We start from the raw sequence: 13,908 nt of genomic DNA, 5'->3' as shown, positions 1-13,908 counted from the left end.
CATGGCAACCAAAAAACTCAAAGGTCTCGGCCGCGGCCTCGATGCGCTGCTCGGCGGGGACGCCCAGCAGGCGCCGGCCGCGCCCAGCGGCGCGCCGTCCCTGCTTCACGTCGCGCAGATCCAGGCCGGCAAATACCAGCCGCGCACGCGCATGGACGACGGCTCGCTGTCCGAGCTGGCCGCGTCGATCAAATCCCAGGGCATCATGCAGCCGGTGCTGGTGCGCCCGATCGATGGTGCCGCCGCGGGCGCGCGCTACGAGATCATCGCCGGCGAACGGCGCTTCCGCGCGGCGCAGCTGGCGGGCCTGGACGAGATCCCTGTCCTCGTGCGCGAAGTCGACGACCAGAACGCCGCCGCGATGGCGCTGATCGAGAACATCCAGCGCGAAGACCTCAATCCGCTGGAAGAAGCGCAGGGCATCGCGCGCCTGATCTCGGAATTCAGTTTTACGCACGAGCAGGCGGCCCAGGCCGTCGGCCGGTCGCGCAGCGCCGTGTCGAACCTGCTGCGCCTCGTGAACCTCGCGCAACCCGTGCAGACGATGCTGATGGCCGGCGACATCGACATGGGCCATGCGCGCGCGCTGCTCGCCGTCGATGCGGCGAGCCAGATCGCGCTGGCGAACCAGGTGATCGCCAAGCGACTGTCGGTGCGCGAGACGGAAAAGATGGTGGCGCGTACGCTGGAAGAGCAGAGCGCGCCGCCGGCCGCCGCGCGCCAGAAGGAAAAGTCGGGCGACATCGTACGCCTCGAGGAAGAACTGTCGGACCGCCTCGCGACGCCCGTCGCGTTCAAGATGGGACCGAAGGGCAAGGGGCAGTTGATCATCGACTTCGCCGACCTCGACATCCTCGACACCGTACTCGCGCGCCTGCGCGCCTGAGCAGCATCCGCCGCACCCGGCGGCGCCGTCACCCCAGGGCTTGTTGTAATTTGGGCACAGGGGCGGCGCGCGCCGCCCGCGCGCACGCGGCGTCGATTCATGCACGGCAGGTCAAAAAAACGTTGCCGCGCCTCCGTTCCGGGGCGCCACGCCATGGCGCGCGCTGCGTTATCCCACATTCCGGGACGCACACGCGGCGGTGTCGCGTCACAATCTGGATGCCGCGTTTTCCGTGCTTTTGTTATCAAATCAAGCAACTTTACCCGGGCAGAATCGTTTGACTCCACTTACTACAACCACTTATAATCTCGGGGATTTCTGTAATTACCACGCCGTAACTCGTTTCCCGACGGCTAGCGCGAAAATAAAAATATGCTGCGCATAGTCTCCCTGCAATTAATAGCAACGACAGTCGCTGGCTTGGTCGCCGGACTGTTGTGGGGCGGGGCTGCGATGTTTTCCGCGGTTCTGGGTGGATTGTGTTGTGTCGTCCCCAACGGCCTGTTCGCGCTGCGCCTGTTCGCAAGCGCGCGCCGACCGGGCGCCGCAAACCCGATGTCGTTTTTCATCGGCGAATTTATAAAGATTGCGTCGACACTCGCTTTCCTAGGGGCGACTGTCTGGCTGTACCACGACTTGAACTGGCCGGCGCTCCTCGGCGGCTTCATCGTGGCGCTCAAAAGTTACATCATCTTATTGTTTAGGCACCGTAAATGACTACTGAAAACGTGGCGGGAGCAGCACAACCAGCGAGTGAGCACGTCATCACGACTGGTGAATACATCACACACCACCTGCATCACAATGCATCGCACCTGCAAAACGGACCGATCGACTTTTCTGTCATTCACTATGACACAATTTTCTGGTCCGTGTTGCTGGCTGCTATCACTTCGATCGTCCTGATCGCCGCCGCGCGCCGCGTCACCACCGGCGTGCCGGGCCGTTTCCAGGGCTTCGTCGAAATGATCGTCGAAATGGTCGAAGACCAGTCCAAGGCCATCGTTCACGGCAACCGCGCCTTCATCGCGCCGCTCGCGTTGACCGTGTTCATCTGGGTCATCCTGATGAACTCGATGGACTTCCTGCCGGTCGACCTGTTCGCCACCATTTTCCGCGCGCTGGGCATCCATAATGCCGAGGGTCATGAGCCATTCTTCCGCGTCGTCCCGACCGCCGACCTGAACGGCACCATGGGCATGTCGCTGGTCGTGCTGTTCTTCATGCTCTATTACAACATCAAGATCAAGGGCGTGGGCGGTTTCGTGCACGAGCTGTTCAATGCCCCGTTCGGTTCCCATCCGGCACTGTGGCCGGCCAACTTCGGCTTGAACCTCATCGAATTCGCTGCAAAAACTGTCTCGCTCGCAATGCGACTGTTCGGCAACATGTTTGCTGGCGAACTGATCTTCCTGCTGATCGCGCTGCTGGGCGCCCAGTGGGTTGGCTTCACGACCCAGAGTGTCCTGCTGTCGGGCCTGCACATCTTCGCCGGTTCGATCTGGGCAGTGTTCCACATCCTGATCGTGCTGTTGCAAGCTTTCATTTTCATGATGCTGACGCTGGTGTACCTCGGCCAGGCGCATGAGGGTCATTAAGCGGCATCTCGTTTTTGCAGTATCCAGTAATTTTATTTTTTACTTTTTTTGATTATCTAAGGAGTTTTTGATGACTAACGTCGCGTTCATTGCACTGGCTTGCGGTCTGATCATTGGTTTGGGTGCTATCGGTGCATGTATCGGTATCGGCATCATGGGCGGCAAGTACATCGAAGCTTCGGCTCGCCAGCCTGAACTGATGAACACCCTGCAGACCAAGATGTTCCTGCTGGCTGGCCTGATCGACGCCGCATTCCTGATCGGTGTCGGTATCGCGATGATGTTCGCCTTCGCTGCCCCGAATTTCGGCGGGTAATCCCCCGGACTCTTGAATAGCCGGGCCAGCGACGCAAACAGCGTCGGCCCGGCGTACTTCATTCTGAGAAGGAAAAAGCTGTGAACTTAAACGCCACAATGTTTGTGCAGTCCATTGTGTTCCTCATCCTGGCGTGGGTCGTCGCGAAATTCGTGTGGCCGCCGGTGATGGGGGCGCTGGATGCACGTGCAACGAAAATCGCTGAAGGTCTGGCCGCGGCCGACCAGGGCAAGCAGGCCATGGCCGCTGCCGAGAAACGCGTGCAGGTCGAACTGGCCAGCGCCCGCGACGAAGGCGCCAAGCGCATTGCCGACGCCGAAAAGCGCGCCCAGATGGTCGCCGACGAGATCAAGGCCAATGCCCAGGCCGAAGCCGACCGCATCATCGCCCAGGCCCGTGCCGAAGCCGAGCAACAAGTGAGCAAGGCCCGTGAAGAGCTGCGTTCCCAGGTGGCCACGCTGGCCGTCGCGGGTGCCGAGCAGATCCTCAAGCGCGAAGTGAACGCAGCGGCCCACGCCGACCTGCTGAACCAACTGGCGACCGAGCTGTAATCATGGCTGAGCTCGCAACCGTTGCCCGCCCTTACGCCGAAGCGCTGTTCCGTGTCGCCCAAGCCGGCGACATGAACGCCTGGTCGGCCGTCGTGTCGGAACTGGCCCAGATCGGTGCCAGTGCCGACGTGCAAGCGTTCGCCCAGAACCCGAACGTTACGCAAGCCCAGCTGGCCGACACGATTGCGTCCCTGGTCAAGTCGCCGCTGAACGCTGAAGCGAAGAACTTTATCTCGATGCTGGCCGAAAACGGCCGCGTCGTCCTGCTGACCCAAATCGCCGCCCAGTTCAACGAACTGAAGAATGCGCAGGAAGGCGCCGCCGACGCGCACGTCTTCAGTGCGTTCGAGCTCGCCCCGGCGCAGGTGGCGCAGCTGGCCGCATCGCTGGAAAAGAAATTTGGCCGCAAGCTGAACCCAACGGTGACAGTGGATCCTTCGCTGATCGGTGGTGTGCGCGTGGTCGTTGGCGACGAAGTGCTCGATACCTCGGTGCGTGCCAAGCTGCAACAGATGCATGTTGCGCTCACGGCCTGAGGAATTCGCACGATACGCCGGCGCCCGACGCCCTTGCCCTACGCATCAAGAAACTATTAGGAGTTAGCACTCATGCAACTTAACCCATCTGAAATCAGTGAACTGATCAAGAGCCGGATCCAGGGTCTCGAGGGTTCCGCTGAAGTTCGCAATCAAGGCACGGTCATTTCCGTCGCCGACGGTATCTGCCGCATCCATGGTCTGTCGGACGTGATGCAGGGCGAGATGCTGGAATTCCCCGGCAACACCTTCGGCCTGGCCATGAACCTGGAGCGCGACTCGGTCGGCGCCGTGGTGCTGGGTAACTACGAGCACATCTCGGAAGGCGACGTGGTCAAGACCACCGGCCGCATCCTGGAAGTGCCGATCGGCCCGGAACTGCGCGGCCGCGTCGTCAACGCCCTGGGCCAGCCGATCGACGGCAAGGGTCCGATCAACACCACCCTGACCGCCGCCGTCGAAAAGATCGCGCCGGGCGTGATCGCGCGTGAATCCGTGTCGCAGCCGATGCAGACCGGCCTCAAGGCAATCGACTCGATGGTGCCGATCGGCCGTGGCCAGCGCGAGCTGATCATTGGCGACCGCCAGACCGGCAAATCGGCCGTGGCAGTCGACGCGATCATCAACCAGAAGGGTCAGAACATGACCTGCGTGTACGTTGCGATCGGCCAGAAAGCATCGACCATCAAGAACATCGTGCGTTCGCTGGAACAGCACGGCGCGATGGAGTACACGATCGTCGTCGCCGCTTCCGCTTCGGAATCGGCCGCCATGCAATACATCTCGGCCTACTCGGGTTGCGCGATGGGCGAATACTTCCGCGACCGCGGCGAAGACGCGCTGATCGTGTACGACGACCTGTCGAAGCAGGCAGTCGCCTACCGCCAGATCTCGCTGCTGCTGCGCCGTCCGCCGGGCCGCGAAGCCTACCCGGGCGACGTGTTCTACCTGCACAGCCGTCTGCTGGAGCGTGCCGCACGCGTCAACGCCGACTACGTCGAAGCCTTCACCGGCGGCGCCGTCAAGGGCAAGACCGGCTCGCTGACCGCACTGCCGATCATCGAAACGCAAGCGGGTGACGTCTCGGCCTTCGTGCCGACCAACGTGATCTCGATTACCGACGGCCAGATCTTCCTGGAGACCTCGCTGTTCAACGCCGGTATCCGTCCTGCGATCAACGCCGGTATCTCGGTGTCGCGCGTCGGTGGCGCCGCCCAGACCAAGGTCATCAAGGGCCTGTCCGGCGGTATCCGTACCGACCTGGCGCAGTACCGTGAGCTGGCCGCGTTCGCGCAGTTCGCATCGGACCTGGACGAATCGACCCGCAAGCAGCTGGACCGCGGTGCCCGCGTGACCGAACTGCTGAAGCAGCCGCAATACTCGCCGCTGCCGATCTCGCTGATGGCCGCGTCGCTGTTCGCCGTCAACAAGGGCTACTTCGACGACATCGACGTCAAGCAAGTGCTGGCCTTCGAAGCCGGCCTGCACGGCTACCTGAAGACCAAGCAAGCTGCCCTCCTGTCGAAGATCGAAGAAACCAAGCAACTGGACAAGGACGGCGAAGCTGTGCTGGCCGCCGCCGTTGCTGATTTCAAGAAAGCATTCTGATCGATCGGGGACGGACGCGCCGCCGAGGCGGTGCGCCCGTCCCATCCATCAGGGCGAGGGCCGCTGGAAGCTGGCTGCGGCCCTCAAACCAAAGGAGTAAGGACTCATGGCAGTAGGCAAAGAGATACGTGGCAAGATCAAAAGCGTAGAGAATACGAAGAAGATCACCAAGGCGATGGAAATGGTCGCCGCGTCCAAGATGCGCAAGGCGCAGGAACGGATGCGTGCCGCCCGTCCATACAGTGAGAAGATTCGCAACATCACCGCCAATCTTGCTTCCGCTAATCCGGAGTACACGCACCCGTTCATGGCCACGGCCAAGGATGCGAAGCAAAATGCGGTCGGCTTCATCGTCGTCACCACCGACAAGGGTCTGTGCGGCGGCATGAACACCAACGTGTTGCGCCAGGTGACGCAGAAGACGCGCGAGCTGGAACAGGCTGGCACCAGGATCGAGGCTGTCGCCATCGGCAACAAGGGCCTCGGTTTCCTCAATCGTATCGGCGTGAACGTCGTGTCGAGCCTGACCCAGATCGGCGACACGCCGCACCTGGAAAAGCTGATCGGCCCGGTCAAGGTGATGCTGGACGCTTTCCAGGATGGCAGGCTGAACGCCGTCTACCTGTGCTACACCCGGTTCATCAACACGATGAAGCAGGAGCCCGTCGTCGAGCAGCTGCTGCCGCTGCCGGCCAAGGCCCTCGAAGCCGACAAGGCCGGTTATGGATGGGATTACATCTATGAACCGGACGCGGCTGCCGTCATCGATGAGCTGCTGGTGCGCTACGTCGAGGCGCTGGTCTACCAGGCGGTCGCCGAGAACCTGTCGTCCGAGCAATCGGCGCGCATGGTGGCGATGAAGGCGGCAAGCGACAACGCGGGTAGCGTCATCGGCGAACTGAAGCTGGTCTATAACAAGACCCGCCAGGCTGCGATTACCAAGGAACTCTCCGAGATCGTTTCCGGCGCGGCTGCTATCAGCGCCTGACGAAAACTCTTTGATCGCGGGGCGGTGGCGAGCGCGGGCGCGCTTGACGCCGCCTCCAAAGATCTTAACGAATTAAAACTATATCTGAAGGAACGAAAATGGCTGATGGCAAAATCGTTCAGTGTATCGGCGCCGTGGTCGACGTGGAATTCCCGCGTAACGCGATGCCGAAGGTCTATGACGCACTGAAAATGGAAGGCTCGGAACTGACCCTGGAAGTCCAGCAGCAGCTGGGCGACGGCGTGGTCCGTACCATTGCTCTGGGCAGCTCGGAAGGCCTGCGTCGCGGCATGAGCATCCAGAACACCGGCAAGCCGATCACCGTGCCGGTCGGTCCGGCCACGCTGGGCCGCATCATGGACGTGCTGGGCAACCCGATCGACGAGCGCGGTCCGGTCAGCCTGGAGCGCACCGCATCGATCCACCGCGAAGCGCCGAAATACGACGAGCTGTCGCCGTCGCAGGACCTGCTGGAAACCGGCATCAAGGTGATCGACCTGGTCTGCCCGTTCGCCAAGGGCGGTAAAGTCGGCCTGTTCGGTGGCGCCGGCGTCGGCAAGACCGTCAACATGATGGAACTGATCAACAACATCGCGAAGGCGCACTCGGGTCTGTCCGTGTTCGCCGGCGTCGGTGAGCGTACCCGTGAAGGTAACGACTTCTACCACGAGATGGCCGATTCCAAGGTCGTCGACCTGGAAAACCTGGGCAACTCGAAAGTGGCGATGGTCTACGGCCAGATGAACGAGCCGCCGGGCAACCGTCTGCGCGTCGCGCTGACCGGCCTGACGATCGCCGAGTCCTTCCGTGACGAAGGCCGTGACGTTCTGTTCTTCGTGGACAACATCTACCGCTACACCCTGGCCGGTACCGAAGTGTCGGCACTGCTGGGCCGTATGCCGTCCGCGGTGGGCTACCAGCCGACCCTGGCCGAAGAGATGGGCCGCCTGCAGGAGCGCATCACGTCGACCAAGACCGGTTCGATCACGTCGATCCAGGCCGTGTACGTCCCTGCGGACGACTTGACCGACCCGTCGCCTGCCACCACCTTCGCCCACCTGGACTCGACCGTCGTGCTGTCGCGTGACATCGCGTCGCTGGGTATCTACCCGGCCGTGGATCCGCTCGACTCGACCTCGCGCCAGCTGGACCCGCTGGTCGTCGGCCAGGAACACTACGAGACCGCACGCGCCGTGCAGGGCACCCTGCAGCGCTACAAGGAACTGCGCGACATCATCGCGATTCTGGGCATGGACGAGCTGGCACCGGACGACAAGCTGGTCGTCGCCCGCGCCCGCAAGATGCAGCGTTTCCTGTCGCAGCCGTTCCACGTCGCCGAGGTGTTTACGGGTTCGCCGGGCAAGTACGTCTCGTTGAAGGACACGATCAAGGGCTTCAAGATGATCGCGTCGGGCGAGCTGGACCACCTGCCGGAGCAGGCGTTCTACATGGTCGGCACCATCGAAGAAGCGATCGAAAAGGCCAAGAAGCTGGCTGCTTGATAGCTTAGCCTCTTCAAAGGACACACATGGCAAATACCATTCACGTTGACGTCGTCTCGGCCGAAGAGCAGATCTTTTCGGGCGAAGCCGAGTTCGTCGCGTTGCCGGGTGAATCGGGTGAGCTGGGTATCTACCCGATGCACACCCCCTTGATCACGCGCATCCGCCCGGGTGCCGTGCGCATCAAAATGCCGGGCCGCAGCGACGAAGAGTTCGTGTTCGTCGCCGGCGGCATCCTGGAAGTCCAGCCGAAAGGCGTGACGGTCCTGGCCGACACCGCGATCCGCGGTGCCGACCTGGACGAAGCGAAAGCCCAGGAAGCCAAGCGCCGTGCCGAAGAGCTGATGCTGAACAAGGACTCGCAGATCGACTACGCCAAGGCGCAAGCCGAACTGGCGGCGGCGATCGCCCAACTGGCGGCCATCGCCAAGCTGCGTCATAAAGGACGCTGATCGCTCTTCCGAGCGCCCCGAAAAAGCAGCCCGCGGGCTGCTTTTTTATTTCCAAAAACCGGGGTCAGAGCCCGGTTTTTGGAAATGACTTGCAGTACATTGCCAAAATTCGGGCTCTGACCCCGGTGCTCGCTGGCGCCGTCCGATGATGCAAACCTGATAAGCTAGCGTCAACGACAAGACAACGAATAACAGGCCATGCGAACCATCGAACAAATCCTCCGCGCCGCCCGGACCGTGGCTGTGGTCGGGCTTTCGAACAAGCCCGGGCGCGCCAGCCTCGAGGTCGCCAGCTATCTGCAGGCGCAGGGCTACCGCATCATCCCGATCAATCCCGCCTACGCCGGCCAGGCGATCCTCGGCGAAACCGTGTACGCCACGTTGCAGGAAGCGGCCGACGCGCTCGCGCCCGGCGGCGCGCGCATCGACGTCGTCGATTGCTTCCGCAAGCCGGACGAGATCCCGCCCATCGCCAAGGATGCCATCGACGTGCGTGCCGGTTGCCTGTGGATGCAGCTCGGCATCGAGAACCAGGTCGCCGCCGACCTGGCCCGCGCCGCCGGCCTGGATGTGGTGATGAACCGCTGCATGCTGATCGAGCACCGCAAGCTGGGCGAGCAGGCCGCATGAGCACGTCGATGCTGGAACGCTTCCGCGCGCCGAAGGACCTCGAGCTGCGCGACAAGGATGCCGGCGACACCCCGCTGCGCGACGACAAGAAGGGCAAGCTCAAAAACGGCGAGATCAAGGAACGCGAGCGCGCGCTCACTGCCGAGCTGACGGCCGAGGTGGCCAAGCTGCAGGAAAAACTGTACGCGGCGCGCGATCAAAAACTGCTGCTGATCCTGCAGGGCATGGACACGTCCGGCAAGGATGGGACGATCCGCGCGCTGTTCTCGCAGATCAACCCGATGGGCCTGCACGCCACCGGCTTCGTGGCCCCGACCGACAAGGAAAAGGCGCACGATTTTCTCTGGCGCGTGCATGCGCGCGTGCCCGCCAGGGGCGAGATCGGGATCTTCAACCGCAGCCATTACGAAGACGTGCTCGTGCCGCGCCTGTCGGGCGATCTCGACGACGACGCGCGCGAGCGCCGCTGCGCCCAGATCCGCGACTTCGAGCGCATGCTGGCCGGGACGGGAACGACGATCGTGAAGGTCTTCCTGCACATCTCCAAGACCGAACAGCGCGCGCGCCTGCAGGCACGCCTGGATGATCCGGAGAAACACTGGAAGTTCGATCCGGCCGACCTGGCCGCGCGCACCAAGTGGGATGACTACCAGCGCGCCTACGCCGACATGATCAACGCGACGGACCGCGACCATGCGCCGTGGTACGTCGTGCCGGCCGACTCCAAGACCCACCGCAACCTGATCATCGCCCACCTGCTGCTGGAGACGATGCGGGGCATGAAGCTGGCATGGCCGGCGCCCAAGGCGGACATGTCCAAGGTGAAGATCGACGACTGAGCCACGGGGCCGCGCGGATTGTCATAGAATGAAGATCCACCCACCCGCGCACCCTCCGATCATGCTCAAGACCACCGCTTTGCTGCTCACCCTCGGCGCCGCCGCGACGTTGTCCGCCACGATGCCGGCGCCCGCGCTGGCGCAGGCGCCCGCTGCCCAGCCGTCCGCCCATCCGGCCAGCTGCCCGGCCGTGCTGAAGCACACCTTCAACCGCCTGCAGGACGAAACGCCGCAGGACCTGTGCCAGTACAGCGGCAAGGTCGTGCTGGTGGTGAACACGGCCAGCTACTGCGGTTTTACCAAGCAGTACGAAGGGCTGGAAAAACTGTACGCGAAGTACGCGCCGCGCGGCCTCGTCGTGCTGGGCTTTCCGTCGAACGATTTTAAACAGGAAGACGCCGACGCCAAGAAGATCGCCGACCTGTGCTACAACACCTACGGCGTGAAATTCCCGATGTTCACCAGCACCGTCGTGACGGGCACGCGCGCCAATCCGCTGTATTCGGAGCTGATCAAGGCCACTGGCAACCAGCCCAAGTGGAATTTTAATAAGTACCTGATCGACCGGAACGGTAAAGTCATCGACTACTTCCCGAGCAAGGTGACGCCGGAAGATCCGACCCTGGTCGGCAAGATCGAGCAGGCGCTGGGCGGCTGACCCTTATCGATGCAGCACGGCCCTGAGCGGCCCGCGCAGCGCGTTGCAGACGACGATCTCCTGCGCCCGCGCGAGGCTCGCGCGCGTGAGCGGGCACTCGATCGCGTCCCACGCCGGATCGTCCAGCAGCACGCCGCGCATCACGCCGGGCAGCACGCCGGCGGACAGCGGCGGCGTGTACCAGCGGCCGCCGATGCGTACGAACACGCTGCTGCGTCCACCTTCCGTCAGTTCGCCGCGTTCGTTGAAGAACAGCGTGTCGAAGGCGCCCGCGCTTTCCGCCGCGCGCCACGCGGCGTCGTAGCGGCCGCGGATGCTCGTCTTATGGCGCAGGAACACGTCGTGCGCGTGCGTCGGCTCGTCCGCCAGCAGCAGTTGCACCGGCTCGTCCAGCGGCGCCAGCGCGCCCGTCTGCACGACGATCTCGCCGCTTGGCCGCAGTGCCAGGCGCACGCGGTGCGGGCCGTCCGGCAGCGCGGCGCAGGCTTCCAACGCGGCGGCGCGCGCGAGGTCGGGCTTGAACGGATGGCCGAAATACGCCGCGGAGGCGCCGAGGCGCGCGAGGTGGCGCTCCAGGTGGCGGCAACCGCCGGCGCGCGTGGCGTACATCGTCTCGAAGATCTCGAAGTCGTTCGGCAGCCCCGTGAGGAAGCGCGCCTTGAGCCGGCATTCCGCATACTCCGCGCCGGCGTCGCTGTCGTACACGATGCCCGCGCCGACACCCAGCTCGCCGTGGCGCACGCCGTTCTGTTCCGGCTGCAGCGTCAGGGTGCGGATCGGGACCGATAAACAGAAATCGCCGAATCGGGAGCCAGCGCGGGAACCGGCGCGCGCATCCTGCTGCCTGCCGAATCCGGCACCGGGCGGCGGCGGATCGATCCAGCCGATCGCACCGGTGTAGATGCCGCGCGCGGCCGGTTCCAGTTCGCGGATGATCTCCATCGTGCGGCGCTTGGGCGCGCCCGTGATCGAACCGCAGGGATACAGCGCGGCGAAGATGTCGCGCAACGCGGTCCCCGGCGCGAGCTGGGCCTGCACGGTCGACGTCATCTGCAGCACGCTGCTGTAGCGCTTCACTTCGAACAACGCCGGCACGCCCACGCTGCCGGTACGCGCGATGCGCCCCAGGTCGTTGCGCAGCAGGTCGACGATCATGAGGTTTTCGGCGCGGTTCTTCGGATCGGCCGCCAGATGCTGGGCGCGCACGGCGTTCACGAGATCGTCGCTGTCGGCCGGCGCCGTGCCCTTCATCGGCCGCGCCAGCAGGCGGCCGGCGTCGTGGCGCACGAACAGTTCGGGCGACAGCGACAGCACGGCGCGTCCGTCCGGCAGGCCGATCAGGGCGCCATAGGGCACCGGCTGGCGTGCGCGCAGGCGCGCGTACAGCGCGCACACGGGGCCGAAGGCGTCGAAGCGGAGGCGGTAGGTGTAATTGACCTGGTAGGTGTCGCCGGCCGCGATGTAGTCGCGGATGCGTTCGATCGCGTGCGCGAACGTGGCCTCGTCGACGTTGGCGCGCATGGCGCCGATGCCGGCCGGGCCGTTCCCCTGTTCCTGCGCGCGCGCCGCCAGCCAGTCGTCGACCTGGGCCGCATCGAGCATGTCGTAGCGTTCGAACAGCAGCACCTGGGCCAGCGGCGCGTGCGGCTCGCGCGCGGGCGCGCTGCCGACGAGCTGCTCGCCCAGTTCATAGGTCAGCACGGGAACGGCGTGCAAGCCGCGCGCGAGGGCATCCTGCATGCCGTCCAGCAGGCGCGGCCAGTCCTCGATGCGCTGGCAGGCCAGCATGCCCGCGTAGCCGTCGTACAGGCGCGAACGCGCCTGCGCATGGCCTTCAGGACTCGCGTCGTCGAGGAGGGCGAACACGGTGGCGTCCATGGCGGTATTCAGGCGGCGAGCAGCAGGGCCAGCTGCAGCGGACTGTTCTCGGTCGGGTGCTGTTTGAAGCCGCTCTTGGCGTAGCGGTGCCAGCGACCCGTCACGTAGGCGACGAGCATGGCGGCGCGCGCGGCCACGTCTTCCTCGCGCCCGTGGCCCTGCGTGGCGGCCACGCGCAGCGCCTGTTTGAACGCCAGCTCGACCTTGTCGTAGAACTGGTTCATGCGCACGACCAGGCGATCGTCCTCGCCGACGAGGGCGTCGCCGATCAGCACGCGCGTCATGCCGGGATTGTTGGCGGCGAACGACAGCAGGATCTGCAGCATCGCATGCGCGCGGGTGACGCCGTTGTCCTCGCGCTCCGCGGCCTGGTTGAACAGGGTGAACACGGTCGCCTCGATGAATTCGATCAGGCCTTCGAACATTTGCGCCTTGCTGGCGAAATGACGGTACAGGGCCGCTTCCGACACCGACAGCCGGGCGGCCAGCGCCGCCGTCGTGATCTTCTCGCCCTTCGGATGTTCGAGCATGGCCGCCAGGGCCTGGAGGATCTGCTGTTTGCGTTGGCCAGGCTTGGTGCTTGCCATGTTCTTAGACGTTTTCCGTGTGTGGTCGAAGTGCGAGCCGGCGCAGGTGCGCGGGCAGCCGAAGAACGGATTTTACTTTGACATCGACGTACCCGGGGCGTTTGACCATCTTCGGCAGCGGGGCTTTGCCGATCGGATCGGCGTAGCGCAGGTATTGCGTGACCCATACCGTGCGCACGCCGAGCTGCTTGGCGCGCTTGAGGTTCATGAGCGTGTCCTCGACGAGGATGCAGCGGCTGGCTGCGAGGCCGTGGCGGCGCAGCAGGCGGCGCAGCATCAGCTTCGACGGTTTCGGACGCAGCTGGCCGTGCACGCGCATGTCTTCGATCGAGACGTGGTGCGCGAACTGGCGCTGCAGCCCGAGGTGGCGCACCACGCCGGTCGAATACGCCGTCGGCGCGTTCGTCAGCAGGATCTTGCGGCCCGGGAGGCGGCGCAGCATGCGCTCCAGCCCGCGCTCGTAGCGCACCAGGTCGTGCAGCGCGCCGATGTCGTGCGTCTCGCGCAGGAAGTCGGCCGCATCGACGCGGTGGTGGCGGATCATGCCCAGCAACGTGGCGCCGTAGCGCTTCCAGTAGCCGACGCGGGCCGCGTTGACGGCTTCCTGGCTCGCCGGCGTGACGCCGTCGCCGAGCACGCGCGCGATATACGTGTTCATGTTGGCGCTGATCGCCGGGAAGATCGCGTGCGATGCGTCGTGCAATGTGTTGTCGAGGTCGAACAGCCAGACGGGAGAGGAGGGCGTGGGCACGGGAAAGGAAAACGGACAGAGGGATCCGCGATTATAGACAGGATCACTGACGAAAAAGAAAAAGGGTCCGACGAATCGGACCCTTCTCTGAATTCTGGCGGAGCGGACGGGGCTCGCCCACGTTCCGC

At 64.1% G+C, this 13,908-nt stretch carries 16 protein-coding genes; 13 read left to right on the top strand and 3 right to left on the bottom strand.

The genetic code is table 11. The features are described from left to right. Window position 1 precedes the first annotated feature (1 nt). The 13 genes from U9J41_RS27220 (at window position 2) to U9J41_RS27160 (ending at window position 10,564) form a co-directional block, all read left to right on the top strand. On the top strand, window positions 2-886 hold the full coding sequence (locus U9J41_RS27220; RefSeq protein WP_322405297.1) for a ParB/RepB/Spo0J family partition protein: 885 nt from the start codon (window positions 2-4) through the stop codon (window positions 884-886). A 372-nt stretch (window positions 887-1,258) separates the two neighbouring features. Then, the gene (locus U9J41_RS27215; RefSeq protein ID WP_322405296.1) at window positions 1,259-1,603 is read left to right on the top strand and encodes an ATP synthase subunit I; all 345 of its coding nucleotides are present in this window, start codon (window positions 1,259-1,261) and stop codon (window positions 1,601-1,603) included. After that, window positions 1,600-2,484, top strand: a complete 885-nt coding sequence (gene atpB / locus U9J41_RS27210; RefSeq protein WP_322405295.1) for a F0F1 ATP synthase subunit A — start codon at window positions 1,600-1,602, stop codon at window positions 2,482-2,484. Before U9J41_RS27215 ends, atpB begins: the two co-directional genes overlap by 4 nt. Before the next feature lie 70 nt (window positions 2,485-2,554). Continuing rightward, window positions 2,555-2,800, top strand: coding sequence for a F0F1 ATP synthase subunit C (gene atpE, locus U9J41_RS27205; RefSeq protein WP_322405294.1), 246 nt, complete (start codon window positions 2,555-2,557; stop codon window positions 2,798-2,800). Between the two features lie 80 nt (window positions 2,801-2,880). Next, the gene (locus tag U9J41_RS27200; RefSeq protein ID WP_322405293.1) at window positions 2,881-3,351 is read left to right on the top strand and encodes a F0F1 ATP synthase subunit B; all 471 of its coding nucleotides are present in this window, start codon (window positions 2,881-2,883) and stop codon (window positions 3,349-3,351) included. 2 nt (window positions 3,352-3,353) lie between these two features. Continuing rightward, entirely contained in the window at window positions 3,354-3,887 is a 534-nt protein-coding gene (locus U9J41_RS27195) for a F0F1 ATP synthase subunit delta (RefSeq protein ID WP_322405292.1), read from the top strand. Between the two features lie 72 nt (window positions 3,888-3,959). Next, complete coding sequence (gene atpA, locus U9J41_RS27190) at window positions 3,960-5,495, top strand: F0F1 ATP synthase subunit alpha (protein ID WP_322405291.1); 1,536 nt, start codon at window positions 3,960-3,962, stop codon at window positions 5,493-5,495. Window positions 5,496-5,601: 106 nt separating this feature from the next. After that, window positions 5,602-6,483, top strand: a complete 882-nt coding sequence (gene atpG, locus U9J41_RS27185; RefSeq protein ID WP_322405290.1) for a F0F1 ATP synthase subunit gamma — start codon at window positions 5,602-5,604, stop codon at window positions 6,481-6,483. A 98-nt stretch (window positions 6,484-6,581) separates the two neighbouring features. Next, a complete protein-coding gene (gene atpD, locus U9J41_RS27180) occupies window positions 6,582-7,985 on the top strand; it encodes a F0F1 ATP synthase subunit beta (RefSeq protein WP_056437476.1) in 1,404 nt (467 codons plus the stop codon). Window positions 7,986-8,011: 26 nt separating this feature from the next. Continuing rightward, window positions 8,012-8,437, top strand: coding sequence for a F0F1 ATP synthase subunit epsilon (locus U9J41_RS27175; RefSeq protein ID WP_056437478.1), 426 nt, complete (start codon window positions 8,012-8,014; stop codon window positions 8,435-8,437). 198 nt (window positions 8,438-8,635) lie between these two features. Continuing rightward, window positions 8,636-9,067, top strand: coding sequence for a CoA-binding protein (locus tag U9J41_RS27170; RefSeq protein WP_322405289.1), 432 nt, complete (start codon window positions 8,636-8,638; stop codon window positions 9,065-9,067). Next, entirely contained in the window at window positions 9,064-9,906 is an 843-nt protein-coding gene (locus U9J41_RS27165) for a PPK2 family polyphosphate kinase (protein WP_322405288.1), read from the top strand. Before U9J41_RS27170 ends, U9J41_RS27165 begins: the two co-directional genes overlap by 4 nt. Before the next feature lie 61 nt (window positions 9,907-9,967). Beyond that, a complete protein-coding gene (locus tag U9J41_RS27160) occupies window positions 9,968-10,564 on the top strand; it encodes a glutathione peroxidase (protein WP_322405313.1) in 597 nt (198 codons plus the stop codon). A 3-nt stretch (window positions 10,565-10,567) separates the two neighbouring features. Here the strand turns inward: U9J41_RS27160 and U9J41_RS27155 are convergent, their stop codons facing one another. Genes U9J41_RS27155 through U9J41_RS27145 form a run of 3 tightly spaced genes read right to left on the bottom strand, consistent with a single transcriptional unit; the run spans window position 10,568 to window position 13,780 of the window. Beyond that, window positions 10,568-12,442, bottom strand: a complete 1,875-nt coding sequence (locus U9J41_RS27155; protein WP_322405287.1) for a chorismate-binding protein — start codon at window positions 12,440-12,442, stop codon at window positions 10,568-10,570. An 8-nt stretch (window positions 12,443-12,450) separates the two neighbouring features. Beyond that, entirely contained in the window at window positions 12,451-13,029 is a 579-nt protein-coding gene (gene slmA, locus U9J41_RS27150; RefSeq protein WP_322405286.1) for a nucleoid occlusion factor SlmA, read from the bottom strand. A gap of 4 nt (window positions 13,030-13,033) precedes the next feature. Beyond that, entirely contained in the window at window positions 13,034-13,780 is a 747-nt protein-coding gene (locus tag U9J41_RS27145; protein ID WP_322405285.1) for a pyrimidine 5'-nucleotidase, read from the bottom strand. Window positions 13,781-13,908: the final 128 nt, after the last annotated feature.

It is taken from the genome of Massilia luteola, assembly GCF_034420155.1.
Taxonomy (GTDB): Bacteria; Pseudomonadota; Gammaproteobacteria; order Burkholderiales; family Burkholderiaceae_D; genus Telluria; species Telluria luteola.
This window is presented reverse-complemented; position numbering and strand designations above follow the sequence as displayed.